This is a genomic window from Ruminococcus sp. NATIVEDY160 (genome assembly GCF_045819885.1).
Lineage (GTDB): Bacteria > Bacillota > Clostridia > Oscillospirales > Acutalibacteraceae > Ruminococcoides.
Genome location: NZ_CP162391.1, coordinates 2,318,021 through 2,343,089, shown reverse-complemented (window position 1 = coordinate 2,343,089; position 25,069 = coordinate 2,318,021). Strand labels below are relative to the sequence as shown.

The 25,069-nt window shown below is 52.2% G+C and carries 26 protein-coding genes and 1 rRNA gene; 16 read left to right on the top strand and 11 right to left on the bottom strand.

Going from position 1 to position 25,069, the window contains the following annotated elements; translation table 11 throughout:
* Nucleotides 1-4: 4 nt before the first annotated feature.
* Both aspS and AB1I49_RS11520 read right to left on the bottom strand, forming a co-directional pair.
* Entirely contained in the window at nt 5-1,750 is a 1,746-nt protein-coding gene (gene aspS / locus AB1I49_RS11525; protein ID WP_407721053.1) for an aspartate--tRNA ligase, read from the bottom strand.
* Nucleotides 1,751-1,874: 124 nt separating this feature from the next.
* On the bottom strand, nt 1,875-2,441 hold the full coding sequence (locus AB1I49_RS11520; RefSeq protein ID WP_407721052.1) for a uracil-DNA glycosylase: 567 nt from the start codon (nt 2,439-2,441) through the stop codon (nt 1,875-1,877).
* Nucleotides 2,442-2,530: 89 nt separating this feature from the next.
* Here AB1I49_RS11520 and pduL point away from each other — a divergent pair, with 89 nt between their 5' ends.
* The 3 genes from pduL to AB1I49_RS11505 all read left to right on the top strand — a co-directional run bounded on the left by pduL (nt 2,531) and on the right by AB1I49_RS11505 (nt 5,014).
* Entirely contained in the window at nt 2,531-3,100 is a 570-nt protein-coding gene (pduL, locus tag AB1I49_RS11515) for a PduL/EutD family phosphate acyltransferase (protein WP_186833224.1), read from the top strand.
* A 178-nt stretch (nt 3,101-3,278) separates the two neighbouring features.
* Complete coding sequence (locus AB1I49_RS11510; RefSeq protein ID WP_407721051.1) at nt 3,279-4,193, top strand: class C sortase; 915 nt, start codon at nt 3,279-3,281, stop codon at nt 4,191-4,193.
* On the top strand, nt 4,193-5,014 hold the full coding sequence (locus AB1I49_RS11505) for a class C sortase (RefSeq protein ID WP_186833226.1): 822 nt from the start codon (nt 4,193-4,195) through the stop codon (nt 5,012-5,014). Before AB1I49_RS11510 ends, AB1I49_RS11505 begins: the two co-directional genes overlap by 1 nt.
* A gap of 121 nt (nt 5,015-5,135) precedes the next feature.
* Here AB1I49_RS11505 and AB1I49_RS11500 read toward each other — a convergent pair whose 3' ends face one another.
* Nucleotides 5,136-6,065, bottom strand: a complete 930-nt coding sequence (locus tag AB1I49_RS11500; RefSeq protein ID WP_186833227.1) for an AEC family transporter — start codon at nt 6,063-6,065, stop codon at nt 5,136-5,138.
* A 272-nt stretch (nt 6,066-6,337) separates the two neighbouring features.
* Here AB1I49_RS11500 and AB1I49_RS11495 point away from each other — a divergent pair, with 272 nt between their 5' ends.
* The gene (locus tag AB1I49_RS11495; RefSeq protein WP_186833228.1) at nt 6,338-6,778 is read left to right on the top strand and encodes a DUF6465 family protein; all 441 of its coding nucleotides are present in this window, start codon (nt 6,338-6,340) and stop codon (nt 6,776-6,778) included.
* 196 nt (nt 6,779-6,974) lie between these two features.
* On the opposite strand, the gene AB1I49_RS11490 is transcribed toward AB1I49_RS11495, so the two are convergent.
* Nucleotides 6,975-7,568, bottom strand: a complete 594-nt coding sequence (locus AB1I49_RS11490; protein WP_201428112.1) for a hypothetical protein — start codon at nt 7,566-7,568, stop codon at nt 6,975-6,977.
* A gap of 142 nt (nt 7,569-7,710) precedes the next feature.
* Here AB1I49_RS11490 and AB1I49_RS11485 point away from each other — a divergent pair, with 142 nt between their 5' ends.
* Nucleotides 7,711-8,409, top strand: coding sequence for a CpXC domain-containing protein (locus tag AB1I49_RS11485; protein ID WP_405318520.1), 699 nt, complete (start codon nt 7,711-7,713; stop codon nt 8,407-8,409).
* Nucleotides 8,410-8,437: 28 nt separating this feature from the next.
* On the opposite strand, the gene AB1I49_RS11480 is transcribed toward AB1I49_RS11485, so the two are convergent.
* The 3 genes from AB1I49_RS11480 to AB1I49_RS11470 form a co-directional block, all read right to left on the bottom strand.
* The gene (locus tag AB1I49_RS11480) at nt 8,438-9,106 is read right to left on the bottom strand and encodes a YoaK family protein (protein ID WP_186833231.1); all 669 of its coding nucleotides are present in this window, start codon (nt 9,104-9,106) and stop codon (nt 8,438-8,440) included.
* 98 nt (nt 9,107-9,204) lie between these two features.
* On the bottom strand, nt 9,205-10,575 hold the full coding sequence (locus AB1I49_RS11475) for a citrate/2-methylcitrate synthase (RefSeq protein WP_186833232.1): 1,371 nt from the start codon (nt 10,573-10,575) through the stop codon (nt 9,205-9,207).
* Nucleotides 10,576-10,725: 150 nt separating this feature from the next.
* On the bottom strand, nt 10,726-11,232 hold the full coding sequence (locus AB1I49_RS11470; RefSeq protein WP_316609049.1) for a flavin reductase family protein: 507 nt from the start codon (nt 11,230-11,232) through the stop codon (nt 10,726-10,728).
* A 334-nt stretch (nt 11,233-11,566) separates the two neighbouring features.
* Between AB1I49_RS11470 and AB1I49_RS11465 the strand changes: the two genes are divergently transcribed.
* From AB1I49_RS11465 to AB1I49_RS11415, 11 genes are all read left to right on the top strand, one after another.
* Nucleotides 11,567-12,790 (top strand): argininosuccinate synthase, encoded by a 1,224-nt coding sequence (locus AB1I49_RS11465; RefSeq protein WP_186833234.1) that lies wholly within the window; start codon nt 11,567-11,569, stop codon nt 12,788-12,790.
* Between the two features lie 106 nt (nt 12,791-12,896).
* The gene (gene argH, locus AB1I49_RS11460; RefSeq protein ID WP_407721050.1) at nt 12,897-14,273 is read left to right on the top strand and encodes an argininosuccinate lyase; all 1,377 of its coding nucleotides are present in this window, start codon (nt 12,897-12,899) and stop codon (nt 14,271-14,273) included.
* A gap of 24 nt (nt 14,274-14,297) precedes the next feature.
* Nucleotides 14,298-15,335: an N-acetyl-gamma-glutamyl-phosphate reductase gene (gene argC / locus AB1I49_RS11455; protein ID WP_405318523.1), complete on the top strand. Its 1,038-nt coding sequence runs from the start codon at nt 14,298-14,300 to the stop codon at nt 15,333-15,335.
* Between the two features lie 89 nt (nt 15,336-15,424).
* Nucleotides 15,425-16,654 carry a bifunctional glutamate N-acetyltransferase/amino-acid acetyltransferase ArgJ gene (gene argJ, locus AB1I49_RS11450; RefSeq protein ID WP_407721049.1) on the top strand — a complete coding sequence of 410 codons (1,230 nt, stop codon included), beginning with the start codon at nt 15,425-15,427 and terminating at the stop codon, nt 16,652-16,654.
* Between the two features lie 22 nt (nt 16,655-16,676).
* The gene (argB, locus tag AB1I49_RS11445) at nt 16,677-17,534 is read left to right on the top strand and encodes an acetylglutamate kinase (protein ID WP_186833238.1); all 858 of its coding nucleotides are present in this window, start codon (nt 16,677-16,679) and stop codon (nt 17,532-17,534) included.
* Nucleotides 17,535-17,552: 18 nt separating this feature from the next.
* Entirely contained in the window at nt 17,553-17,981 is a 429-nt protein-coding gene (locus AB1I49_RS11440) for a GNAT family N-acetyltransferase (protein ID WP_201428108.1), read from the top strand.
* 6 nt (nt 17,982-17,987) lie between these two features.
* Entirely contained in the window at nt 17,988-19,157 is a 1,170-nt protein-coding gene (locus tag AB1I49_RS11435) for an aspartate aminotransferase family protein (protein WP_407721048.1), read from the top strand.
* Nucleotides 19,158-20,081, top strand: a complete 924-nt coding sequence (gene argF / locus AB1I49_RS11430) for an ornithine carbamoyltransferase (protein WP_407721047.1) — start codon at nt 19,158-19,160, stop codon at nt 20,079-20,081.
* A gap of 93 nt (nt 20,082-20,174) precedes the next feature.
* Nucleotides 20,175-20,672 (top strand): GtrA family protein, encoded by a 498-nt coding sequence (locus AB1I49_RS11425; RefSeq protein WP_201428105.1) that lies wholly within the window; start codon nt 20,175-20,177, stop codon nt 20,670-20,672.
* Between the two features lie 60 nt (nt 20,673-20,732).
* Nucleotides 20,733-20,849: ribosomal RNA gene (gene rrf / locus AB1I49_RS11420) — 5S ribosomal RNA — on the top strand.
* Between the two features lie 73 nt (nt 20,850-20,922).
* Nucleotides 20,923-21,978 (top strand): FkbM family methyltransferase, encoded by a 1,056-nt coding sequence (locus AB1I49_RS11415; RefSeq protein ID WP_186833243.1) that lies wholly within the window; start codon nt 20,923-20,925, stop codon nt 21,976-21,978.
* Nucleotides 21,979-22,093: 115 nt separating this feature from the next.
* On the opposite strand, the gene AB1I49_RS11410 is transcribed toward AB1I49_RS11415, so the two are convergent.
* The 4 genes from AB1I49_RS11410 to AB1I49_RS11395 all read right to left on the bottom strand — a co-directional run bounded on the left by AB1I49_RS11410 (nt 22,094) and on the right by AB1I49_RS11395 (nt 24,937).
* Nucleotides 22,094-23,014 carry a hypothetical protein gene (locus AB1I49_RS11410; RefSeq protein ID WP_407721046.1) on the bottom strand — a complete coding sequence of 307 codons (921 nt, stop codon included), beginning with the start codon at nt 23,012-23,014 and terminating at the stop codon, nt 22,094-22,096.
* Nucleotides 23,004-23,492 carry an RNA polymerase sigma factor gene (locus tag AB1I49_RS11405; RefSeq protein WP_407721045.1) on the bottom strand — a complete coding sequence of 163 codons (489 nt, stop codon included), beginning with the start codon at nt 23,490-23,492 and terminating at the stop codon, nt 23,004-23,006. The genes AB1I49_RS11410 and AB1I49_RS11405 overlap by 11 nt, the downstream gene beginning before the upstream one ends.
* A gap of 120 nt (nt 23,493-23,612) precedes the next feature.
* Complete coding sequence (locus tag AB1I49_RS11400; protein WP_407721044.1) at nt 23,613-24,071, bottom strand: RNA polymerase sigma factor; 459 nt, start codon at nt 24,069-24,071, stop codon at nt 23,613-23,615.
* Nucleotides 24,072-24,079: 8 nt separating this feature from the next.
* Nucleotides 24,080-24,937: a hypothetical protein gene (locus AB1I49_RS11395; RefSeq protein WP_407721043.1), complete on the bottom strand. Its 858-nt coding sequence runs from the start codon at nt 24,935-24,937 to the stop codon at nt 24,080-24,082.
* Between the last annotated feature and the right edge of the window lie 132 nt (nt 24,938-25,069).

Sequence of the window (25,069 nt, the reverse complement as noted above, 5' to 3'; positions counted from 1 at the left end):
TCCTTTATCTCAATTTAACATGAACCTCTCTGAGCTGCTGCTCGGTGACCTCTCCGGGTGAGCCGAGAAGTACGTCCTGGGCGTTGGAGTTCATCGGGAAGGCGATGACCTCTCTGATGTTTTCTTCTCCCGTGAGGAGCATGATCATTCTGTCAACGCCGGGAGCCATGCCCGCGTGAGGCGGCGCACCGTACTGGAACGCGTTGTAGAGGGCTGAGAACTTGGCCTTGAGGTCGTCCTCTGAGTAGCCCGCCATGTCGAACGCCTTTTTCATGATCTCGATATCGTGGTTGCGGACAGCGCCGGAGCTGAGCTCTACGCCGTTGCAGACGATGTCGTACTGGTAAGCGAGGATCTCCTCGGGATCCATCGTGTTGAGCGCCTCAAGACCGCCCTGCGGCATCGAGAAGGGGTTGTGGGTGAAGATGATCTTGCCGTCCTCGTCGCGCTCGAACATCGGGAAGTCCACGATGAAGCAGAGGTCGAAGCGGCTCTCGTCGATAAGTCCGAGACGCGTCGCGACCTCGGTGCGGATCTGACCCGCGAGCTTCGGCGCGTCAACTGCGGAATCGGCGATGAAGTAGATCACGTCGCCTGCCTTTGAGCCGTTGCGCTCGATAAGCTCCTCGCGGTCGCCGGGCTTTAAGAACTTGTCGATCGGGCCGTCAAAGGTGAGATCGTCGTTTACCTTGACATAGCCCAGACCCTTCATGCCGATGGAGAGTGCGAACTCCTCCATGCGCTTGAACCACTTCTTGCTTTGAGCGGCGGCGCCGGGAACGTTGATGGAGCGGACAGTCTTTTTGCGGAAGGGCGCGAAGTCTGTCTCGACGAACATATCGCTGATTTCCTTGATGATCAGCGGATTTCTGAGGTCGGGCTTGTCAGTGCCGTACTTGACCATCGCCTCCGCGAACGGAATGCGCGCGAACGGCGGCTTGCTGACCTCTTTGTCTGTGAATTTCGAGAAGGTTTCGCAGAGCACCTGCTCTGCTACGTCAAAAACGTCCTCCTGAGTCGCGAAAGCCATCTCGAAGTCGAGCTGGTAGAACTCGCCCGGCGAACGGTCGGCACGAGCGTCCTCGTCGCGGAAGCAGGGTGCGATCTGGAAGTATTTATCAAAGCCCGAAACCATCAGAAGCTGCTTGAAGATCTGGGGAGCCTGCGGCAAAGCGTAGAACTTGCCCTTGTGCTTGCGGCTCGGAATCAGATAGTCGCGCGCGCCCTCGGGTGAGGAGGTGGATAGAATCGGGGTGTTGATCTCGGTAAAGCCCAGCTCCTGCATCTTCTGACGCAGGAAGGCGACAACCTTTGAGCGGAACAGAATGTTGTTGTGAACCTTGGGATTCCTCAGATCGAGGAAGCGGTACTTGAGACGAACGTCCTCGCCTGTGTTGGTGGAGGTGCCTACCTCGAAGGGCAGGGCGTTTTTGCACTTGCCGAGAACGGTGATGTCCTCAGTGTGAACCTCAACGTAGCCTGTGGCGATCTTCTTATTGATGGTTTCCTCGTCGCGCTTTACGACCTCGCCGCTGAGGGTGACGGTGCACTCCTTATTGATATTTTTCAGCAGATTGTCGTCGTGAACTACGACCTGAAGTACGCCGTACTCGTCGCGGATATCGAGGAACATAACGCCGCCGTGATCGCGGATATTCTCGACCCAGCCCGCCACGCGAACCTGCTGACCGATGTTTTCTTCTCTGAGTTCACCGCAGCTTACGGTGCGGTAGATATTTGGTTTTATCATTCAAAACCTTCCTTTCAGATACTAATTTACCCATTCTATGGTATTATACCACAGAATGGGCAGGCAATCAAGAGTGAATTTTTTATTTAGGGGTCGTCCGGCGGCGGTAACAGCCTGTTTATTATCAGCTCTCGTTGATCTCCGCGAGCTTCTCTCTGAGCTTTATAAAGTCCTCAAACGCCTCGGGCTTTCTTCTCGGGTCGCGAAGCAGCGCCGCCGGGTGCAGCATAGGCATCATCAGCACGCCCTTTTTCTCGAACCACATTCCGTGCTCCTTCGTGATCTTGATATCGGGCTTGATGATCTGAGCCGCGGCAATCCTGCCGAGACATACGATGATCTCGGGACGGATGAGCTTTACCTGGTTGCGAAGCCACTGAATGCACTGCTCCTGCTCCTCGGGCTTTGGGTCGCGGTTCTGCGGCGGACGGCACTTGACGATATTCGCTATGTAGATGTTGCTGTGTCTGTTGAGGTCAACAGCGTCGAGCATCTTGTCGAGCAGCTTGCCCGCGCGTCCGACGAACGGCTCACCCTGCAAGTCCTCGTTCTCGCCCGGACCTTCGCCTATAAACATAACCTGTGCCTTCGGGTTGCCCACTCCGACAACGACGTTGCGGCGCGTTTCGCAAAGTCCGCATTTGCGGCAGTTTTCGCAGGCTGACTGCAATTCTTCCCATGTCTGATACATCTTAAAAACCTCGCTTCAAAAAGACTTGAAAAATATCCAAAACCGTAGTACAATGAAACTAACAAATTTATATGATAGGTGGTATATCTATGAAAATTATGGTTGAAACCTCCGCGCACCACGTGCACGTAACCCGCGAGACCCTCGACGTACTTTACGGCAAGGGACATCAGCTCACCAACAAGAAGGACCTTTCCCAGCCCGGTCAGTTCGCCTGCACCGAGAAGGTTACCGTAGTCGGCCCCAGAGGAGAGATGACTATGTCTATCCTCGGCCCCGAAAGACCCGACGATCAGGTTGAGGTCAGCCTCACCGACGCACGCAAGCTCGGCATTGCCGCTCCCATTAAGGAATCAGGCGACGTAGCCGGTACACCCGGCTGCATTCTCAGAGGCCCCGAGGGGGAGGTAGAAATCGCTCAGGGCGTTATCGCCGCTCAGAGACACGTTCACCTCGATCCCAAAACGGCCGAGGAGTTCGGTCTGAAGGACAAGGAGATCGTTTCCGTCAAGGTCGGCGAGGGTACAGGCAGAGCTACCGTATTCGGCGACGTTGTTATCCGCGTCAGCCCCAAGTACGCTCCCGCTATGCACATTGACACCGACGAGAGCAACGCTGCAGGTCTCGGCGGCACCGTTGACGGTGAGATCATCAAGTAATTAACTGAACAGCTTTTCGGAAAGGTCGGAGTACGCTCCGGCCTTTTGTTTTTGGCGGCGGTTTCGCTACCAACTATCTTATCATAAAACACAGCTGCGCGCAAGGTAAAATTGAACGGTTGAAATGACGGGGATTTGGGTGTATAATATACCTAATAATTTCCCTGCGAGGTTAAAAATGAAAAAACGCCTGCTAATTATACTTATCATAGTTATTTTTACCGCCGGACTGGGCATTCTGCTCTATCCGCTCCTAAGCTCCATCGTCAACAACATAAACGACCGCAGCGAGGCGCGTCAGAAGCAGATGGAGGTCGAGAAGATGGATTCCGACAGGATAAATGACCTCTTTGCCGACGCCGAAAGCTACAACAGCAGCCTGACAGACACCGTCGTCCTCACAGACCCGTTCGATATCGATTCGTATGAAAAAATCGGCGCGCACTACGAGGAGACATTTGACATCGACGGCAACGGCTTTATCGGATATATCGATATTCCCTCCATCGACGTCTATCTGCCCATCTACCACGGCACCTCGGACGAGGTTCTCAAAAAGGGTGCGGGGCACCTCAACAACACCTCTCTGCCTATCGGCGGCTTTGGTACGCACAGCGTGATCTCGGCGCACTCGGCGTATCCGTCAAAGACGCTGTTCGACTATCTTCTTGACATGAAGGAGGGCGACCTCTTCTATATACACGTACTCGACCGCGTGCTAGAGTACAGGGTCGACCAGATCAAAACCGTCCTTCCAAACGATGTTAACGACCTCTATGTCGTCAAGGGCAAGGACTACGTAACGCTGATGACCTGCACGCCCTATACCGTCAACACCCACCGCCTGCTTGTCCGCGGCGAGCGCGTGCCCGACGACCCCGATATCGTGGTTGAAGACGACGGCAGCAAGTCGGTGAACAAGACGGTCAAAGCGGTGAACAACGGCAGGGATTCGATGTATGTCCTCGGCTACAAGCTCAGCTATGTCACGATAATCATCGGAATCGGAGTATTTCTTCTCGTTGTCGCCGCGGCTGTGGTTCTCGCCGTAAGACGCGGCAGAAGCCGCAAAAACAAAGGCGGTGAGAGCTGATGTGGAGAAAAATCCTGACCGTAGTTGCGATCATCATACTTCTGACGGGGATAGGCTTTCTGCTGTTCCCGACTGTCTCGAATTTCATCGGTCAGCAGCGCGCGAACAATGTGATTGAGGAGTATTCCGAGACGCTCGACCATGTCATAAAGGAGGACGATCCCGAGACTGCGAAGGAGCTTGGAATCACCGCCAAAAGCTTCGAGGAAGCGCTTGAAAAGGGCGAGATCGACGAGGAGGGCTACCCGGTCAACTCCGAGGGTGTTCGCACCTACAGCTACACAGTCAGCTTTGAGTACGACCTCGACAGGCTCTACAGCGACAGCAAGGAGTACAACGCCTCGATTTTTCATCATCAGGGCACGGTGGACACGATAAATTACGAGAAGGCGGCGCTCGACATGAGCAGGTACGGGCTGAACAACCTCTACGGTTATCTTTCCGCGCCGTCGATCGACCTCTATCTGCCCGTTTACCTCGGCGCGAATGACAGCATGATGAGCTACGGCGCCGCGCATCTCAGCGGCACCTCGCTTCCGATTGACGAGAAGAATACGAACGTCGCGATCGCGGGTCACACTGGCTACATCGGCAGGATATTCTTTGACAACATAAAGCGGCTCGACCTTGGCGACACGGTGAGTTTTACGAATTACTGGGAGACTATCGACTACGAGGTGATCGATTTCAAGACCGTCGCGCCGAACGAAACGGGCGACATCTACATCAAGGACGGCAGGCAGCTTATGACGCTTATCACCTGCACGCCCGACGGACACGGCGGATTCGGACGTTACCTCGTTATTTGCGAGAAGAAGTAAAAAAAACAGAGGCGGCTGCCTCTGTTTTTTAATTGCCCGCACCCGAGTTCTGTTGCCGCAGAAACTACAATCCGGAGCGAAGCGACCATTAATTTTCAATTTTCAATTTTACATTTTCAATTCAATAAAGGCTCCAGATCAGCGACACTATCAGCGGCATTGTCACGAGCGAGAGCAGGGTCGTTGATGCAACTACGCTGACCGAAAGCTCTGTGTCGCGGTTGAACTTCGCCGAGAACATCGTCGTTGTCGCGGCGGTGGGAGCCGAGCAGGCGATCGTGAACGCTATCACCATCGTTCTGTCGAGCTTCAGGAAAAACATCGCGAATGCCGCGGCGAGCGGTATGATAAGCAGTCTGAACACGCTCGCGAGGTACGCGTCTCTGTCCGAGAACGCCTTTTTGAAGTTCGCCTGCGAGAGGTAGAAGCCGATGATCAGCATCGGCAGCGGCGTGTTGAGGTTCGCGAGGTGGGTGATCGGCTGCGCGACTACGGGCGGAAGCTGTACCCCGAACACAAAGAGCAGGATTGCCGCAATCGCACCGATGATTCCGGGGTTGAACGCGAGGCGCTTTATCGAGAGCTGCTTTTTGTCGCCGCTCATGTCGAACAGTCCGTACGTCCAGACCACGATGTTGAACACCGCGACGAAGATCGAGCCGAAGAACCAGCCGTCCTCTCCGAGCAGCTCCTTTTGCAGCGGGAGCGACATGAAGCCGCAGTTTGAGAATATCACAGAAAACTGCAGTACCTTGCGCCGCGCGATATCCTTCTGGCGGAATACAAGACGCGCGATAAGCACCGACACGGCGAGAATCACCAGTGCGGTCACCGCGGCGGTGAGAACCTTGCCGAGCGTTTCCATCGAGAATTCGCGCTGGAACGCCGACACCATTACGCAGGGCGTGACGGCGTAGAGAACGATGTCGGTCATTACCTTTGAGGCGTGCTCCGTGATCACGCCCTTTTTGCCGCAGATAAAGCCCACGGCGATGAGAATAAACAGTACTATGACCTGCTGTCCGATGACAAGAAAGTTTTCAAGAAACATAAGCATACCCCCGTTACATACAAGGTCATTCTATCACAGCCGGAAACGGATTGCAAGAAAAACGCTGTCAAGACGATATTATCGACAAATTAAGCCGAAAAACCTTGTGAAAATTCACCAACAGAAATTTTTAATTTTTCGAAATATGTATTAACCGCCAAAAATAATTTGTGATTATTGACAATTAAATTTCCCGTATGTATAATATAGTCAATGTTACAAAAGACATTAAATAGTAATATCATAAATCAAAATGAAAGAAGGAGTTTGTGATGGCAAAAACCAAGAAGACCGCTGCTGCTGCGGAAAAGGAAACCAAGAAGACAGTAAAGGCTGCCGAGGTTAAGGCTGAGGCTGTAGAGGCTAAGGCTGAGGAAGTTAAGGCTGAGGAAGTTAAGGCTGAGGCTAAGGCTGAGAAGAAAGCTCCCGCCAAGAAGGCTCCCGCAAAGAAAGCGGCTCCCAAGAAGACTGCTCCCAAGAAGCCCGAGGCTGTTGAGACTAAGATTGCTGAGGCAAAGCCCGTTGAGACTAAGGCTGATTTCTTTGTTGAGTTCGGCGGCGTTCAGGTTGCGGCTAAGGACGTTCTCGAGAACATCAAAAAGACCATCGGCAAGGACGCTAAGGAAATCGCTGTTTACCTCAAGCCCGAAGAGAGCAAGGCTTACTTCGTAGCTGACGGTGAGAAGGGCGAAATGGACGTATACTTCTGCTAATCGGGTAAGACCCGCGGCAGATTCGCGTATTATAGTGCGGCACGTTTACCGTTTTCGCGTTTTCGCGTGAAGCGTTCATGCTTTTGCTTACACGGCATTGTAAAAGGACAGGAGTAAAATCCTGTCCTTAGTTTTTTGCCTTATACGGAAAAACGGAGAGACCGCAGTCTCTCCGTGGTTAAGTCTGTATTTGATATCAGAACGGCTCGCCGTCGGGATACTCCTCGTCGAGTGCTTCCTTGACTGCCTTTGCGATGTGCTCCTTCGCGTCAGCGGCGGTCTCGGCTGCCTTTTCGGCGGCATCCTCTGCTTTCTCGGCGACCTCTTCCGCCTTCTCGGCTACTGCGTCAAAGGGGTTTGAATCGTAGTCGTCCTCGTTGGAGCAGGCTACGGTGATGTCAACTACGTCCTCCTGCTTTACCTCGGCGGGTTTCTTCTCGGGCGCTGAGGGAACAGCGTAAACGAACTCGCTCTGGCTCTCGAGCACCATACGGTAGCACTCGCGCGCCTTGGCGATCTTAGCCTTGCTGTTGTCGATAACGCCGAGCAGGTTCTTCTGCTTCTCGTCGGCGGCGGTGACATCGCCCTTCTTGAGCATCTCGTAGTACTCCTTGCCCAACGCGATATAGGCGCGGTTCATCAGCTCGCTCTCGCTCTTCATCACCATTCTCAGGCGGTTGAGCTTTGCCTTTGTGCGGTTCTTCTCCACGAAGTTCTGTGCGACGGTGGTGATGGTGTCGGCGGCAGTATTCATCGTGCTTTTAACCTTATCAATAATCGCTTGACTCATATCTATTTCTCCTTATGCGCCGCAGCGCTTTATTTCTAAAATATATTATGACAGATTATTTTAATAAAATCAATATTTTTTTCAAATTTACTTGTGAAAACTCAACAATGTTGATATAATAAACTGAAAGAGGTGTTAAGCTATGCCCGAAAAAAAGGTCAACAAGGCTGTCGTCTGCCCGATGTGCGGCGAGCTGAGCAAGGCAGTCGTATATACAAGCGTCAACGCGACCGTCGACAAGGAGCAGCGCGAGCGTGTGCTTGACGGCGGACTGTTCGCGTGGAAGTGTCCGTCCTGCGGCTACAGCGCGCGGCTGACGTACCCCATTCTTTATAACGATATGAAGAACCGCTTCATGATATATCTCATTCCTAAAATCGACCGTTACCAGCTCTGCGACAAGGAGCTCGAGGAGAAGTACAGCAACCTGCGCAATATCAACAAGCGCGTCGTTGCCGACTTCAACTCCTTCAAGGAGAAGATTTTTATCTTTGAGTCGGGACTCGACGACATGGCGGTTGAGCTGACAAAGGCGGTTATCGGCCAGACGGTTTCCAAGAAGCTCGACGGAGCCGAGGTAAAGAACGGCTATCTCTCGATGTACGACCGCGAGAGCAATACGATGGGCTTTACATACTTCACGGACGAGGAGATGACTCCCTACGTCCAGACTGCGCGGCTCGAAATCTACGGCAAGTCAAAGGAGATCGTCGAGCAGTTCGCAATCAAGGACAAGAAGCTCAAGGGCTTCATCAAGATCGACGGCGAGTGGGCGGACAACATTCTGTACCGCTACAAGCGCGCCAAAAAAATCGAAAGACTCAATAAGGTCAAGGAATAAATCAAGGGTTGGCACATCGCCAACCCTTTTATATATCACTGAACGCTTTGATTTTCGCGCTCTCGTAGCGGTAGTACGCAATTACCGAGATTCCTATCAACACAAAGCAGAACCAGACGCTCTGCGCGGCGAAAAATATGCTCAGCAGGCACGCTGCCGCTACTCCCGTGTGAAAGCACAGCAGAGTTGCCCAGTAGAATTTCGCGTTGCGGAGTGCTTTTTTGTCCCTGTCCATTACGTATGTCGTCGAAAGCATGACCGCCTGACGGACATTGTTTGACGAGAAGATCGTCGCGCTCGAATTGCCGCCTGCCTTCTTGTAAGCGTTCCACTGGACGGGCATCGCGAACGCTATAGGCACAACCGAGAGGTAGCTGTTTCCGGTGAGCGAGAGGATTCCCGTGGCGCATATCGCGAGTGCCGTTACGATCAGGCTGACTATCTTCATGCTCAGCGGCGAGTACCGCCTGAAAACCGTGTAGAATATGCAGCTTGCCGCGTATGTGAGAAACAGCAGAACGATGTAGCCGATGCTCAGAAGATTGCCCTCAAATGCCGACAGCACCAGCCTTATCAGGTTGCCTGTCTGGGCGTTTGCGAGAATGTCGCTGTGGTTGATGATCGTATAGCCCGCCATAAAGCCGCCGATGACGCTGACTGTGTGGTGGAGCGTCATCTGCTTCTTGACTATTTCCATTTCTATCCCTTATTTCAAATGTGCTGTGGATATTGTAGCACGGATTTGAGAGGATTGCAAACAATAAAAAAAGGAGCGTCGAAAAACGCTCCTTTTAATTATCTCTGGCTGAGTTTTGTGTATTCCTTCTCGGTTGAGATGCTCATGTACGCCGGACGGATGATCTTGCCCGCGTTGATGAGCTCCTCGAGTCTGTGCGCACTCCAGCCCGCGATTCTCGCGGTGGCGAAGAGCGGTGTGTACAGCTCGCAGGGAATGTCGAGCATGCTGTAGAGCAGTCCGCTGTAGAAGTCGACGTTCGACGCGACGCCCTTGTAGATGCGGCGCTTTTTGCCGATGACCTGAGGTGCAAGACGCTCAACGAGAGCGTAGAGGTCGAACTCCTTGTCGTAGCCCTCGACCTCGGCGAGCTTCTTTACAGCGCCCTTGAGAATGACCTGACGCGGGTCGGAGATGGTATAGACCGCGTGACCCATACCGTAGATAAGACCCTTTTTGTCAAACGCCTGCTTGTCGAGCAGCTTTTCAAGATATCTTGTGACCTCGTCCTCGTCCTTCCAGTCGCGGACAGTCTGCTTCAGATCCTCGAACATCTCGAATACCTTTACGTTCGCGCCGCCGTGCTTGGGTCCCTTGAGCGACGAGAGCGCCGCCGCAATCGCGGAGTATGTGTCCGTGCCCGAAGAGGTTACGACGTGGGTGGTGAAGGTCGAGTTGTTACCGCCGCCGTGCTCCATGTGGAGGATCAGCGCCATGTCGAGCACCTTCGCCTCGAGGTCGGTGTAGCTCCTGTCGGGACGGAGCAGAGAGAGGATAACCTCGGCTGTCGACATGGTCGGCTCAGCACGGTGAATGTAAAGGCTCTTGTCGCGCAGATAGTGGTTATACGCGTGGTAGCCGTACACGCTGAGCATCGGGAATACCGAAATCAGCTGAATGCACTGGCGCAGCACGTTGTTGATAGAGGTGTCGTTGGGGTTCTTGTCGTAACAGAACAGGGTGAGTACCGAGCGCGCGATGGAGTTCATCATGTCCTCACTGGGCGCCTTGAGAATAACGTCGCGGACGAAGTTTTGCGGCAGGGTGCGGTATTGCACCAGAAGCGTCTTGAAGTTCAGGAGCTGTTCTCTGTTTGGCATCTCGCCGAAGAGAAGCAGATAAACAACCTCCTCAAAGCCGAAGCGGTCGTCGGCGAGGATTCCGCCTACGATGTCGTTGACGTTGTAGCCTCTGTAGTACAGCTCGCCCTCGCAGGGTACGAGCTTGCCGTCGACGAGCTTGTTCTGCTTGATCGTCGAGATGTCGGTAAGACCTGTCAGAACGCCCTTGCCGTCGATGTCGCGCAGTCCGCGCTTAACGTCGTACTTGCCGTAAAGCGCCGGGTCTATCTTGGAGTTCTCCGACATTTTCTCCGCGAGAAAGTTGATCTCCGGTGTATTTTCAGAATAATCCCAGGTTGTATCTACCATAGAATCACTCCCTTTCATTTTAGTTTACGGACATAAGATGTTCGCGCTGAACGGGCTAAAATGTGCCGTTTCATCACGCCGAATCACCTTAGAACCCCAATTATAACACATTTCCCACCAAAAAGCAAGGCGTCGGGAATATCCTGCGAATTACTTTTTCAGTACCGAAACTATCTCGCTGATGTACATTCTGTGGTAGTCGTCTCCGCTGTAGTTTGACTTTACTGCTTCCTCGATAATGCTATCTTCGTTCAGATCCTGCGCGTAGAGTTTTTTGCATACAAGCACGAGACGCGCTTCCTCAAAGTACGGAACGCCGTCCCCGGTGAAAGCGGGCGTCAGTCCCGTTTCCTTGACCTTGTCAATATCTCTGCCGCTCTTTGTGCCGCAAATCTGAAGCGCCTTGCGGAATTCCTCGTCAAAAAAGCTCATTGTAAACATTCCGTTCTTCTCGAGAAAGCCGAAGGTGTAGCGCTGCGGACGGATAAACGTGAACGCCACGGGCTTGTTCCACATGATTCCCACGCTTCCCCAGCTGACGGTCATTGTGTTGAAGCTGTCCTTGCTGCCCGCGGTGACGAGCGCCCAGTCCTTGCCGATAAGCTTGAAGGCATTGTCGGTGATGTCATTGGGTGTGATGGTTTTGAAGTTGCTCATAAACAGTTCAGTCCTTTCGTTTCTATACTTTCCATATTATAACAGAAATCTGAATATTATTCAATAGATAACCCGTCAATATTCATAATTGTGTATATTTCCAGCGAAAAAATGAATATTACGGATTTGCCTTTCACCTTGTTTTCACATTGAAACAAGCCTGAAAATTACAGTTTTGACGGTATATTTCGGCGCGGTGAGCGAAATAATTCCGCAAATGCCGCGATTTTTGTGCAAAGGCGCAAACTTGCATAAATATTCAAAAAAAGCTTGATTTTTCTAAAATTGGTAGTATAATGTAGTAGTAACATCAAATCAACGGAGGAAATTCATCATGGCTGACAACAAAATCAAAAAAGTAGTATTGGCATATTCGGGTGGTCTGGACACTTCCATCATTATTCCGTGGTTAAAGGAAAATTACGACAACTGTGAGGTCATCGCCGTTTCGGGCAACGTCGGTCAGGGTACCGAGCTCGACGGTCTCGAGGAGAAGGCTATCGCTACAGGCGCTTCCAAGCTCTACATCGAGGATCTCAACAAGGAATTCGTTGAAGAATATGTATTCCCCACCATCAAGGCTGGCGCTGTTTACGAGGGCAAGTACCTTCTCGGCACCTCCTTCGCACGTCCCGTTATCGCCAAGAGAATCGTAGAGATCGCCAAGGCTGAGGGCGCTGACGCTATCTGCCACGGCTGCACCGGCAAGGGCAATGACCAGGTTCGTTTTGAGCTCGCCATCAAGGCTTATGCTCCCGACATGAAGATCATCGCTCCCTGGAGAACATGGGAGTTCAAGTCCCGTGAGGAGGAAATCGAGTACGCTGAGGCAAAGAACATTCCCCTCAAGATAAACAGAGAGACAAACTACTCCAAGGACAAGAACCTCTGGCACCTCAGCCACGAGGGTCTGGATCTGGAGGATCCGGCTAACGAGCCGATGTACAACAAGGAAGGCTTCCTCGAGATGGGCGTGTCTCCCGAACAGGCACCCGACGTTCCCGAGTACGTGACCATCTCCTTTGAGAAGGGTATCCCCGTAAAGCTCAACGGCGAGGCTGTAGGCTCCGTCGAGATGATCGAGAAGCTCAACGAAATCGGCGGCAGAAACGGCGTGGGTATCACCGACATCGTAGAGAACCGTCTTGTAGGCATGAAGGCGCGCGGAGTTTATGAGACTCCCGGCGGCACCGTGCTCTACGCGGCGCACAACAAGCTCGAGGAGATCTGCCTCGACAAGGATACTCTCCACTACAAGAAGAACCTCGCCAACACCTTCGCTGACCTCGTATATGACGGCAAGTGGTACACACCTCTGCGCGAGGCTATGTCAGCTTTCGTTGACAGCACCCAGGAGTATGTGACAGGCGACGTCAAGCTCAAGCTCTACAAGGGCAACATCATCGACGCGGGAGTAACAAGTCCCTACTCACTCTATGACGAGGAGATCGCGACCTTCGACGAGGACGAGGTTTACGATCAGAACGACAGCGCAGGCTTTATCAACCTCTTCGGCCTTCCCATCAAGGTTCGCGCCAAGAAGGGCCTGATCAAATAAAAACTAAAAATTTCATGCAGTCGGGCAGGGTGAAATATCCCTGCCCATAAAGTGTTTATATAGGGGTTAAACAACAGGCTTAAAAACAGGAAAATGAGGTAAAAAAATGAAGCTCTGGAAAGGCAGATTCAAAAAGGAACTTTCAAAAACAACAAATGATTTCAACAGCTCTATCTCGTTTGACAGCCGTATGTACCGCGAGGATATCGAGGGCAGTATCGCCCACGCGACTATGCTCGGCAAATGCGGCATCATCACCGAGGAGAGCGTTCAGGATATTGTACAGGGACTCAGAGGAATACTTGCGGATATCGAGAGCGGCGCGCTCGCAATCGACATGGAGGCGGAGGATATCCACACCTTCATCGAGGGCGAGCTGACAAAAAGGATCGGCGATAACGGCAAAAGACTTCACACCTCTCGCAGCCGCAACGACCAGGTCGCGCTCGACGTGAAGCTCTACCTCAAGAAAGAGGTAGTCAATGTAAAGAATCTCGTCGTCGGTCTGATAAAGGTCATCGCCGGAAAGGCTGAGGAGTACGCCGATACCGTTATGCCCGGCTACACCCACCTTCAGCGCGCTCAGCCGATCACCTTCGGACACCATCTGCTCGCTTACGGCGAAATGCTCCTGCGCGACGTTTCGCGCCTTGAGGACTGTCTTAAGAGAATGGACGAAATGCCGCTCGGCTCATGTGCTCTCGCGGGTACGACCTACCCGATCGACAGAAATGTAACCGCTGACCTGCTCGGCTTCGACAGAATCACAAACAACTCCCTCGACGGCGTTTCAGACAGGGATTTCTGCATAGAGTTCGCGTCAGTGCTCTCAATCATCATGGTGCACCTCAGCCGCTTCTCGGAGGAGATCATCATGTGGTGCAGCTGGGAATTCAAGTTCGTCGAGCTTGACGATGCGTTCTCCACAGGCTCGTCGATCATGCCCCAGAAGAAGAACCCCGATATCGCGGAACTTGTCCGCGGCAAGAGCGGCAGAGTTTTCGGCGACACAATGACCCTGCTCACCGTTATGAAGGGCATCGCGCTCGCCTACAACAAGGATATGCAGGAGGATAAGGAAGCGATTTTTGACGCGGTCGATACCGTCAAGATGTGCCTTACAGCCTTCACTCCCATGCTCGACACCATGCGCGTTATCCCTCAGAACATGAGAAAGGCAGCGGCAGGCGGATTCATAAACGCGACCGACTGCGCCGACTGGCTCACCAAAAACGGCGTGCCGTTCCGCGACGCTTACAAGGCTACAGGCGAGCTTGTAGCGAGATGCATTGAGCTCGGCACCGACCTCGAGAGCCTTCCGATTGAGGAGTACAAGGCGGTCTGCGACGTGTTCACAGAGGACGTTTATGACGCTATCTCCCTCGAAAAGTGCGTGTCTCAGCGCACGGCGTTCGGCGGCCCCGCTCCTCAGCTTGTAAAGGCTCAGGCGGCGAGAGTAAAGGAAATCGCCGAAAATCTTTAATAAAAAACAAAAGGAATGATTACCATGAAAATAAAAGCAGGAATCGTCGGTGCGACGGGTTACGCCGGCGCGGAGCTTGTAAGACTGCTCTCGAACCACCCTGAGGCGGAGGTCGCCGCAATCAGCTCGGTATCCTTTGAGGGTCAGAAGCTCAGCGACATTTATCCGTCCTACACCTTCCTCAACGATATGATTTGCGAGAATTCGGACGCTGTTGTCGAGAAGAGCGACGTTATCTTCGCCGCGCTTCCGCACGGTCTCTCTCAGGAGCTTGCCGAGAAGTGCATCTCAAGCGGCAAGGCGTTCATCGACCTCGGCGCGGACTTCCGCCTTGAGAGCGAGGACGAGTACACCGAGTGGTACGGCGGCACCTTCCTCGACAAGGAGCTCCACGCTCAGAGCGTCTACGGATTGCCCGAGTTCTTCAGAGATAAAATCAAGGGCAAGAAGCTCATAGCCAACCCCGGCTGCTATACAACCTGCTCACCTCTCGCGATCGCTCCCGCGATTGTGAACGGCCTTGTTTCGACAAAGGGCATTATCTGTGACTGCAAGAGCGGCGTTACCGGTGCCGGCAGAAAGCCCACCCAGGGCAGCCATTTCCCCGAGCTCAACGAGGGCTTCCACGCCTACAAGGTCGCATCTCACCGCCACACACCCGAGATCGAGCAGACACTCTCAAAGCTCAGCGGCGAGGACGTCACCATCACCTTCGTACCGCACCTTCTGCCCGTAAACAGAGGTATTCTAGCCACCGTTTACGCCGATTTGAAGGAAGGCGTTACATACGAGGAGATCCGCAAGGCTTATGAGGACTACTACAAGGACGAGTTTTTCATCAGACTTCTCGACGACGGAAAGTGCGCCGATATCCACAACGTGCGCTATTCAAACTTCTGCGACATCTCGCTCCACTTCGACAACAGAGCACGCAAGCTCGTAGCCTGCGCTGCGATCGACAACATGGTCAAGGGCGCGGCAGGTCAGGCGATCCAGAACATGAACATTATCTTCGGGCTGGACGAAAAGACAGGTCTGGTCATTGTTCCGCCGGCGTTCTAATAAATTGAAAATGGAAAATGGAAAATTGAAAATGGAAAATTAAGGGTCGCTTCGCTCCGATTTATATTTTCCGTTACGGAAGAGGCAATATGAGTAACTATAAATTTATCGAAAACGGCTCCGTAACCTCTCCGCTCGGCTTTGTCGCAGGCGGCGTGATTGCGGGTATCAAGCCTAACAATACAACAAAGCGCGACCTCGGTATGATTTTCTGCGAGAAGCCCTGCGCTGCGGCGGCTATCTTCACAAAAAACCGCGTTAAGTCCGACACGATCTACGTCACACAAGAACACCTCAAAAACGGCGTCGCTCAGGCGGTGATCGCAAACTCAGGCAACGCGAACGCCTGCAACCCCGACGGATACGAAAAGGCGGAGCAGATGTGCGCTCTTGCGGCTGACGCTCTCGGTATCGCTGCGGACGACGTTATCGTCGCTTCAACGGGCGTTATCGGTCAGGCACTTCCGATCGAGCCTATCGAAAAGTCCGTCGGCGCGCTTAAGGACAGCATGACAAGGGACGGCGGCACATACGCTGCCGAAGCGATCATGACCACCGACACCATAAAGAAGGAATGGGCGGTTCAGCTCAGCCTCGGCGGCAAGACCGTCACGATCGGCGGTATCGCAAAGGGCAGCGGCATGATCCATATCAACATGGGCACGACACTTTCGTTCGTCACCACAGACGCGGCGGTTTCGGCTGAGATGCTTCACTCGGCGCTGATCGAGGCGGCTGACGTGAGCTACAACATGGTCAGCGTTGACGGCGACACCTCCACCAACGATACCCTCGCTATTATGGCGTCGGGTCTTGCAGGCAACGACGAAATCACAGAGAAGAACGGCGACTACGCGCTGTTCGTTGAGGTGCTTACTGCGGCGTTCAAGGCTGTCGCCAAGAAGCTCGCCGCCGACGGTGAAGGCGCTACAAAGCTCGTTATCGGCAAGGTCAGCGGCGCGAAGGATGAGAGTACCGCGAAGGTTATCGCAAAGAGCGTGATCTGCTCAAGCCTTGTCAAGGCGGCGATGTTCGGCGCGGACGCGAACTGCGGAAGGATACTCTGCGCGATCGGCTACAGCGGAGCTGAGGTTGACGTTAAGAAAATCGACGTTTCCTACCGTTCCGCAAAGGGTGAGATACTCGTCTGCAAGGACGGCATGGGTCTTGCGTTTGACGAGGATAAGGCAAAGGAAATCCTGATCGAGAGCGAGATCGACATAATTATCAACCTCGGCGACGGCAACGGAGAAGCTGAGGCATACGGCTGTGACCTGACATATGACTACGTAAAGATCAACGGAGATTACCGCACATAAATAAATATTCGGAGTGAAAGATATGGATAATGCAAAGAGGGCAAAGGTTCTTATTCAGGCGATGCCCTATATCAAAAAATTTGTCGGAGAAACGATTGTTGTCAAGTACGGCGGCAACGCTATGATAAATGAGGAGCTCAAGGCGGCGGTCATGAGCGATTTGGCGCTCATGCAGCTCGTCGGAATCAGCGTAGTGCTGGTTCACGGCGGAGGCCCCGAAATCAACGCGATGCTCGACGCCGTCGGCAAGGAGAGTGTATTCAAGGACGGAATGCGCGTCACCGACCAGGAGACAATGGACATCGTCCAGATGGTGCTCGCGGGCAAGGTCAACAAGAGCCTTGTTCAGCTCTTTGAGCGCCACGGCGGAAAGGCTCTCGGAATGTGCGGCCTCGACGGCAGACTGCTTATGGCTGACAAGCTCGCCTCCGCTCACGACCTCGGTTACGTAGGCGAGATACGCGAGGTAAATCCCGAACCGCTGAGAATGGCGATGAAGGACGGCTATATCCCGATCGTCGCGACAGTCGCGGGCGGCTACGACGGCAAGGTCTACAACATCAACGCCGACCTCGCCGCGGCTCAGATCGCCGCGAAGCTCAGAGCCAAAAAGCTGATTCTCATGACCGATATCCGCGGCCTGCTCCGCGACGTGAACGACGACAGCTCACTTATCCCCGTCGTAAACGTCAGCGAGGTGCCGATGCTCAAGCGCGACGGCATAATCAAGGGCGGCATGATCCCCAAAATCGACTGCTGCGTCGAAGCAGTCCGCAGCGGCGTAAACCGCGCGCATATCATCGACGGCAGACTGGAGCACTCCATTATTCTCGAGCTGTTCAGCGACGAGGGTATCGGCACGATGTTCTATCAATTATAAGTAAAGGAATAAATGTTTATGATTATACGCCCAATGACGATTGACGACTACGACGAGGTATTTGCCATGTGGCAGATCACCACAAAGCGCGCGCTGTCAAAGGCGGACGAAAGATCACAGATCGAGCGCTATCTCAGGCGCAACGAGGGCATGAGCCAGGTCGCCGTTATCGACGGAAAAATCGTCGGCACCGTACTTGCGGGACACGACGGCAGACGCGGCTTTATCCACCACATGGCGGTCATGCCCGAGTACCGCCGCCGTCATATCGGTCACAGGCTTGCCGAAAAGGCGATCGAGAATATCGCCGCCGACGGCATCGACAAAACCCATATCTTCTGTTATCAGAACAACGAAACAGGACAGAAGTTCTGGAGAGATTTTGGGTTCGTGAAGAGAGATGATGTGTTTGTTTATTCTTATGAAAACGCATCTCGAAAGGAATAATTTGAAATGACAACAAAAGAACTTGACAATAAATACATAATGCACACCTACGGACGCTATGACGTTGCTCTTGTCAGCGGCTCGGGTGTGACCGCCTTCGACGAGGACGGCAGGAAATATATCGACGTTTCCTCGGGCATCGGCGTCAACAGCCTCGGCTACTGCAACGAGGGCTGGGTCGAGGCTGTCACAAAGCAGGCGTCGACGATCCAGCATATGTCGAACTACTTTTACAGCCCGCAGGCGAGCGCTCTCGCCGAAAAGCTCTGCAAGCTCACAGGAATGGAGAAGGTCTGCTTTGGCAACAGCGGCGCTGAGGCTAACGAGTGCGCCATCAAAATCGCGCGCAAATACAGCTTTGACAAGTACGGCGAGGGCAGAAATGAGATAATCACTCTGCGCAACTCGTTCCACGGAAGAACCGTTACCACCCTCTCGGCAACAGGTCAGGACGTTTTCCACAACTTCTTTTTCCCGTTCACGGAGGGCTTCAAATACATAGAAGCAGGCGATATGAGCGTGCTCGAAAACGCCGTCAGCGGCAAGACCTGCGCCGTTATGCTCGAGCTTATCCAGGGCGAGGGCGGCGTAAATATCATGGATATGGATTACGCGAAGGCTCTGTTCGACTTCTGCGCCGAGCGCGATATTCTCGTCATCGTCGACGAGGTTCAGACGGGCGTCGGACGTACAGGCAAGCTCTTTGCCTTCCGGAATTACGGCGTAAAGCCCGACCTCGTTACTGCGGCGAAGGGTCTCGGCGGCGGTCTGCCGATCGGCGCTTGTCTTTGTAACGACAAGCTCGGCGGCGTTATGACTCCGTCTACACACGGCACCACCTTCGGTGCGAATCCCGTTGTCTGCGCGGGCGCGAATTACGTTATCGACACCGTATCTAAAGAGGATTTTCTCGACGAGGTAGAAGCGAAGGGCGCGTATCTCGAGGGTCTGCTCAGGGAGCTTCCCGAAGTAAAGAATGTCCGCAGAATGGGACTTATGGTCGGGATTGAGATCGACGGCGACGCTCATGATATCGCCGCGAAGTGTGTTGAAAACGGCCTGCTCATTATCACCGCGAAGGACGTTCTCAGAATGCTTCCTCCGCTCACCATCACACGCGAAGAACTCAAAGAAGCAGTTAGTATATTAAAATCCACACTGAAGGAGTGTAAATAAATGAAACATCTTTTGAAGCTCGAGGACTGGTCTCCCGAACAGATTACCCGCACCCTCAATCTCGCAGATCAGCTCAAGTACGAGCTTAAGCACGGCATTGAGCACAAGCTGCTCAAGGGCAAAACTCTCGGCATGATTTTTGAGAAATCCAGCACCCGTACCCGCGTATCGTTCGAGGTCGGCATGACACAGCTCGGCGGTTATCCGCTCTTCCTCAGCTCAAACGACCTGCAGATCGGCAGGGGCGAGCCTGTTCAGGATACCGCGCGCGTGCTCTCACGCTTTATCGACGCTATCATGATCCGCACCTTTGAGCAGAGCGAGGTAGAGGCTCTCGCAGAGTACGGCTCGATCCCGATTATCAACGGTCTGACCGACTACTGCCACCCCTGTCAGGTTCTCGCCGATCTCATGACTATCCGCGAGTTCAAGGGCAAGCTCGAGGGTCTGAAAATGTGCTTCATCGGCGACGGCAACAACATGATGAATTCTCTCATCGTCGGCGCTCTCAGCACGGGCATGAGCTTCTCGGCGGCTTGTCCCGCTGACTATCTGCCGCCCGAGCATATCATGGAGTTCGGCAAGAAGTACGGCGACAAGTTCGAAATCGTTCAGGATCCCAAGGAAGCCGCGAAGAACGCGGACGTTCTCGTCACCGACGTATGGGCTTCGATGGGTCAGGAAGAGGAGAAGAAGATCCGCAAGGCTGCCTTTGCGGGCTACCAGATCAATGACGAACTGATGGCTGTTGCAAACGGCGACTGCATGGTGCTCCACTGTCTGCCGGCTCACCGCGGCGAGGAAATCACCGCCGAGGTATTTGAGGCTCACGCGGCTGAAATCTTTGAGGAGGCTGAGAACCGTCTCCACGCGCAGAAGGCTGTGCTCGTAGAGTGCATGCTCGACCGCGAACCCGAGGAATAATCTTTATCAGGGCGTGCTTATGCGCGCCCTGTTTGACAACCGCGCGCTTTTGTGATATTGTATAGAACAGTGATTTTGAAGGGATTGAAGGATTTGAGTAAAATTAAGGAACTGATAAAGAAGCACTGGGACATTGTGTCCTACCTGTTCTTCGGCGTGTGCACCACAATCGTCGGCTGGGTAACCTACTGGCTCTTTATGACGCTTTTCAGCAGCTTCGGCATGAACGGCGAGCTGAACATCATCATCTCGAATGTGATTTCGTGGATTTTCGCTGTAATCTTCGCGTTCATCACAAACAAGCTCTGGGTTTTCCGCAGCAAGTCATTTGACGCTAAAACGCTCTGGTACGAGATCGGCACCTTCGTTTCCGCAAGACTTGTCACCCTGCTTATTGAAACGGGTATCCTCGCGGGTGCGGCGTTCCTTTTCGGTTCGGACAACAACGTGATCAACATGATTATGAAAATCATCACCAGCATCATCGTTGTACTCCTCAATTACATCTTCAGCAAGCTCATTATCTTCCGCAAAAAGGGCGAAAAAAAGGAAGAAGAAAAAAATTCGGAAAAAGTTTTAGAAAACCCTTGACTTTTATCCGACACTGTGATATAATCTCTATTGTTGTCGAGAGAAACACGGCAACAAACAGTTGGTGTCGATGACGCAGGGGGTCCACCCGTTCCCATACCGAACACGGAAGTTAAGCCCTGTAGTGCCGACGATAGTTGCCCGGCGACGGGCTGTGAAAATAGGAAGGCGCCAACACCCAAAAGTGTCCACCCAGCAGGGTGGGCGTTTTTCTTTTTTGTGGGCATTTTTCTTTTTACGGGAGTTTATTATGGAGCTGCGGAGAATATTTCAGAATCAGTCCGTCTGGGACTGGTTCAAGAGCTGCCGCCTGCCTGTTGTGCTCTACGGCATGGGCGACGGCGCTGACAAGGTTATCGCCGCATTTGAGCGGTACGGAATAGAAATCTCGGCTGTGATGGCGAGCGACGGCTTTGTGAGAGGGCAGACATTTCACGGCTTTCGCGTTAAGACGCTTGCCGAGGTCGAGAATGAGTTCGGCGACTTCGCTGTTGCTCTGTGCTTTGCGAGCCAGCTGCCCGAGGTCATGTCGGCGATAAAAGCCGTCGCCGCACGCCACAGGACTCTCGTTCCGAGCGTGCCTGTTTTCGGAGATGTGCTCTTTGACGGCGAGTTTATTAACGGCAACATCGACAGCATGAACGCCGCATATGCGCTGATGGCTGACGATTTGTCGCGCAGGGTTTACGATAACGTCCTTAAGTTCTATTACACCGGCGAGCTTTCGCTGCTCGACGAGATTACCACGGACAAGAGCGAGGCGTTCTCTCTGCTCAACCTGGGCGGCAGCGAGGTTTATGTCGACCTCGGCGCGTACAACGGCGACACAATCGACGAGTTTCTTTCCTACAGCGGCGGTACGTACCGCAAGATAATAGCTCTCGAGCCGAACGCAAAGAACTTCGCGAAGCTCAGAGCCCACTGTGAGGGCATGGAGCGTGTTGAGCTGTGGCAGCTCGGCGCATGGAAGGAAAACGCCGTCCTCACCTTCAACAACAAGGCAGGCAGGAATTCCGCGATTGCCGATTCGGGAGTTCAGACGCGCGTCGCGGCTGTAGATTCGCTGCTCTGCGGAATAAAGGCAGGCTACGTCAAGGCGGACGTCGAGGGTGCGGACTATGAAACGCTTCTGGGAATGCGAAAGACGCTTGCGAACAGGCCGAAGCTGAACTTTGCCGCGTACCACCGCTTCGAGGATATATTCAGGCTGCCGTTGCTCATTCACGGGCTGAACCCCGACTACAAAATCTATCTGCGCCACCACCCGTACATTCCCGCGTGGGATACAAATTTATACTGCATATAAAAAAACAGGAGAGGCTGAAGCGTGAGGCTCTTAACGGAAAAATGAAAATCGAATAGGATAACAAAAATTGCTATAGATTCCCGTGACGAATCTATAGCAATTCTGTTTTGTTCAATTATTCAGTTATAGAGTAGGTTACAAATACATCCGTATAATCCTTCAATGCCTTTTCTTCCTCTGTCAGCTGATTAAAGGATTCGGAATGCGCCGTGCCGAAATTGGTAACAGTTGTGCCGATATGAATAGATTGCTTTTGTGCCGTTCCATCATCAAATGTTACTGTGCAGTAAAGAGTATTTCCAATAATTGAATCCAACTGCTTTGCCTTAGCTTCAAGGCTTTCATCATCCGGCACAGGCTCATTTGTGCGCTTGCCGACAATTCCGATTGCACAGCCGTCAGGATTCTGGTTGTCGTAAGCAAGCGTAATGGAAGAATACTTTTTGCCCACATAACTGTTCAATAGTTTCTCCTCCAACGAGTTGGTTTCAACGACGCTTTGACCTTCATTCTCCATCGCAGTTTCAAGCACTTTCATATCATCCGCAATATGCGTCTGATCAAACAAGGTGTCAATGCTTTCACTTACTACATCGCCGTCAATAACGGGATTATTGTCCTTGCGGCAGTGGACGGCAATCGCGTCCTTATCCACAGAATAGGTAACGCTCTTGATATGCTCGCCTTTTACGGAAAGAGGAAGGTCTATATAATACTCCATGCCGTCATCTTTTGTCGCAATACTCATGCCGCCTTCTCCTATTCCGACAGATATGGGATTGTCCTTTGTAATCTCAGCTGCATTGACCGTCATAACGAATGAATTAGCTTTGCTGCCGAGCAGATTAAATCCAATAATCGCTCCTGCTGTGACCGCAACAGCAACTGATGCCGCAACCGCACTCTTTATCCATTTTTTCATGTGAATCACTTTCTCCTTTTTTTCAAAGCTTTCTGCTGTTTTCAGCATTTTTTCAACGGCTCCCTCGGGAGCTTTTATTTTGCTGACCGCTTGTGTGTATCGGTTATGATACATGAGAGTCCTCTCCTTCCGTAAGTAACGCCTTCAGCTTTTTTCTTGCGCGCTGTAAATATGAGCTGACGGTGTTAGGGTTTTTGCCGAGTATTTTTGCAATTTCCGCAATCGTGTAGGATTCATAATAATAGAGGTAAATAATATTGCGGTAGTCCTTTGGCAGCTGCCGGATTTCCTCTATTATTTCTGATTGTTCAGGAGCTTCTAAGTGAGTATAGTCCTCCAACGATTCGCTCCGCCTGCGCCACGCAAGCCTGTGAAGGCTGTTGCATTTATTGATTGTAACGCGAATCAGCCACGCCTTCAGGTGTTCGGGATCTCGCTGTTTGGGACATTTTGTCAGCAGAGAAATACACACGTCCTGTAAAATATCCTCCGCGTCTGCGATATTACCTAAATTGTGAACGGCAATTCTATATATCATGTCAGAATACTGCCTGATAATTTGTTCTGCTTCTTCGGTACCGAGCTTAGACATAAGAACCTCCTTTCACTTATAATACGTTTGAGAGGGGTGGATTTCGTGCAGAGAAAGTAAAAAATATAGCATAAAATGATATAATTATCCCCTGCTGCATTTCGGCAACAGGGGTAATTTTCATTCTGTTAAGTAGTTTTTCATCAGATCCCGTCCTTTGCTTAGACGGCTTTTGACGGTACCTTCGGGTATTTTCAGGATTTGCTTTATCTCCTTGATGGTGAATTGCTCGATATAATAGAGCACGACAACCTGCCTGATTTTAACAGGCAGGCTCTCGATCGCCATGCGGATTTCGGTTGACGCTTCGGCGCTGTCCGACGAAATATCGGTATCGTGCAGCTCCGTTGTTTTAGCGGCTGACCTGAGCTGCTTGTTGCAGACATTTATCAGGATACGCACCAGCCATGTTTTGAAGTATTGCTCTTGCTTCAAGGTCCCGAGCTTTTCATAGGCTGTGAGGATTGCCGTTTGCACGGCGTCCTCGCAGTCTTTTTCGTTTCTGAGCATGGACATCGCCACGCAGTAGAGTGTTTGCTCGCTGTCAAGAATGAGGTTAGTGAATTCTTCTCGCGTCATACAGCACCTCATTCTTTTATTTTAACACAGTCGTTGCGGAAGTTTAGCGTTATATTCTCCGCGTCGTCGTCAATCGTCTGCTCGTCCTGTGAACTGAAACGCAGATAAGCGTTGTCCAATACATCATCGTCAATAACGACACCATAGGTTAAGGTGCGCGTTTCGCCTTTACTCATGTGGAGAATGTTGCTTTCATCGCCGGGTGTAGAGCAGACAGTTGCTGCGTTGCCATAGAGAACTTCCTGCATAACGCCGTAAGCGTCCTCCTCGCCGTTGTGACGGTAGCTGCCGTCCTTGTCTTTTATCAGGATAACGGGCGTGAAATCTCCCATTACATCAAAATCGGCATTTGGGAAATCCGTGTTCTGCGTTATTTCCACTGTTACAGTAAAGAAGTGACGATCGTCCTGAGTGTCCCACGTTTTGCGCTGTGAATTTACACCGTCCGCATCGGTGGAATCATGACGGGTATAGGGAGTAATGAGCTTGCCGTTACCGTCAAAGTAATCGGAATAAATCAGAGAGTAATCGGTTATCCAGTTGAAACATTCAGAGGGAATGCCGTTGGTGCCGGTTTGCTCCTCAATTGATGTAACCTTAACGGTGAAATCGTCGGAACGTGCTTCATGTCCCCATTGAAAAGCTTCACCAAGGGCGTGCATGGTGAATTCTGTATTAACCGTCCAATCGTACTCGCGGCGTTTCAAATCCAAGTCGCTTCGTACCATATCGGCGGAGGTCGTTTCAGGAACATAATCCTTATCTTCCTCCAGACTGAGATTCTGCATGATTTTCAGCAGTTCGTCCTTTTCTGCGCCGTTGTAGGCAAAGCTCCAGACTACATAGCCCCAATCTTCAAAGTACATTGTAGCTCCGTAATCGACCTCGCCGCCTTCTGTCATTTGACGGGTGGTGATAATGAGCTTATGACCGTTGACAACCTTTTCCTCGCTGTCGATGACATACTTGACGATGTTATCAAAATCCTTTGCGGGTTC

Coding starts and splice junctions, on each gene's coding strand:
- aspS (WP_407721053.1), bottom strand. CDS start 1,750: ATGATAAAACCAAATATCTACCGCACCGTAAGCTGCGGTGAACTCAGA.
- AB1I49_RS11520 (WP_407721052.1), bottom strand. CDS start 2,441: ATGTATCAGACATGGGAAGAATTGCAGTCAGCCTGCGAAAACTGCCGC.
- pduL (WP_186833224.1), top strand. CDS start 2,531: ATGAAAATTATGGTTGAAACCTCCGCGCACCACGTGCACGTAACCCGC.
- AB1I49_RS11510 (WP_407721051.1), top strand. CDS start 3,279: ATGAAAAAACGCCTGCTAATTATACTTATCATAGTTATTTTTACCGCC.
- AB1I49_RS11505 (WP_186833226.1), top strand. CDS start 4,193: ATGTGGAGAAAAATCCTGACCGTAGTTGCGATCATCATACTTCTGACG.
- AB1I49_RS11500 (WP_186833227.1), bottom strand. CDS start 6,065: ATGTTTCTTGAAAACTTTCTTGTCATCGGACAGCAGGTCATAGTACTG.
- AB1I49_RS11495 (WP_186833228.1), top strand. CDS start 6,338: ATGGCAAAAACCAAGAAGACCGCTGCTGCTGCGGAAAAGGAAACCAAG.
- AB1I49_RS11490 (WP_201428112.1), bottom strand. CDS start 7,568: ATGAGTCAAGCGATTATTGATAAGGTTAAAAGCACGATGAATACTGCC.
- AB1I49_RS11485 (WP_405318520.1), top strand. CDS start 7,711: ATGCCCGAAAAAAAGGTCAACAAGGCTGTCGTCTGCCCGATGTGCGGC.
- AB1I49_RS11480 (WP_186833231.1), bottom strand. CDS start 9,106: ATGGAAATAGTCAAGAAGCAGATGACGCTCCACCACACAGTCAGCGTC.
- AB1I49_RS11475 (WP_186833232.1), bottom strand. CDS start 10,575: ATGGTAGATACAACCTGGGATTATTCTGAAAATACACCGGAGATCAAC.
- AB1I49_RS11470 (WP_316609049.1), bottom strand. CDS start 11,232: ATGAGCAACTTCAAAACCATCACACCCAATGACATCACCGACAATGCC.
- AB1I49_RS11465 (WP_186833234.1), top strand. CDS start 11,567: ATGGCTGACAACAAAATCAAAAAAGTAGTATTGGCATATTCGGGTGGT.
- argH (WP_407721050.1), top strand. CDS start 12,897: ATGAAGCTCTGGAAAGGCAGATTCAAAAAGGAACTTTCAAAAACAACA.
- argC (WP_405318523.1), top strand. CDS start 14,298: ATGAAAATAAAAGCAGGAATCGTCGGTGCGACGGGTTACGCCGGCGCG.
- argJ (WP_407721049.1), top strand. CDS start 15,425: ATGAGTAACTATAAATTTATCGAAAACGGCTCCGTAACCTCTCCGCTC.
- argB (WP_186833238.1), top strand. CDS start 16,677: ATGGATAATGCAAAGAGGGCAAAGGTTCTTATTCAGGCGATGCCCTAT.
- AB1I49_RS11440 (WP_201428108.1), top strand. CDS start 17,553: ATGATTATACGCCCAATGACGATTGACGACTACGACGAGGTATTTGCC.
- AB1I49_RS11435 (WP_407721048.1), top strand. CDS start 17,988: ATGACAACAAAAGAACTTGACAATAAATACATAATGCACACCTACGGA.
- argF (WP_407721047.1), top strand. CDS start 19,158: ATGAAACATCTTTTGAAGCTCGAGGACTGGTCTCCCGAACAGATTACC.
- AB1I49_RS11415 (WP_186833243.1), top strand. CDS start 20,923: ATGGAGCTGCGGAGAATATTTCAGAATCAGTCCGTCTGGGACTGGTTC.
- AB1I49_RS11410 (WP_407721046.1), bottom strand. CDS start 23,014: ATGTATCATAACCGATACACACAAGCGGTCAGCAAAATAAAAGCTCCC.
- AB1I49_RS11405 (WP_407721045.1), bottom strand. CDS start 23,492: ATGTCTAAGCTCGGTACCGAAGAAGCAGAACAAATTATCAGGCAGTAT.
- AB1I49_RS11400 (WP_407721044.1), bottom strand. CDS start 24,071: ATGACGCGAGAAGAATTCACTAACCTCATTCTTGACAGCGAGCAAACA.
- AB1I49_RS11395 (WP_407721043.1), bottom strand. CDS start 24,937: ATGTACTTTGAAGATTGGGGCTATGTAGTCTGGAGCTTTGCCTACAAC.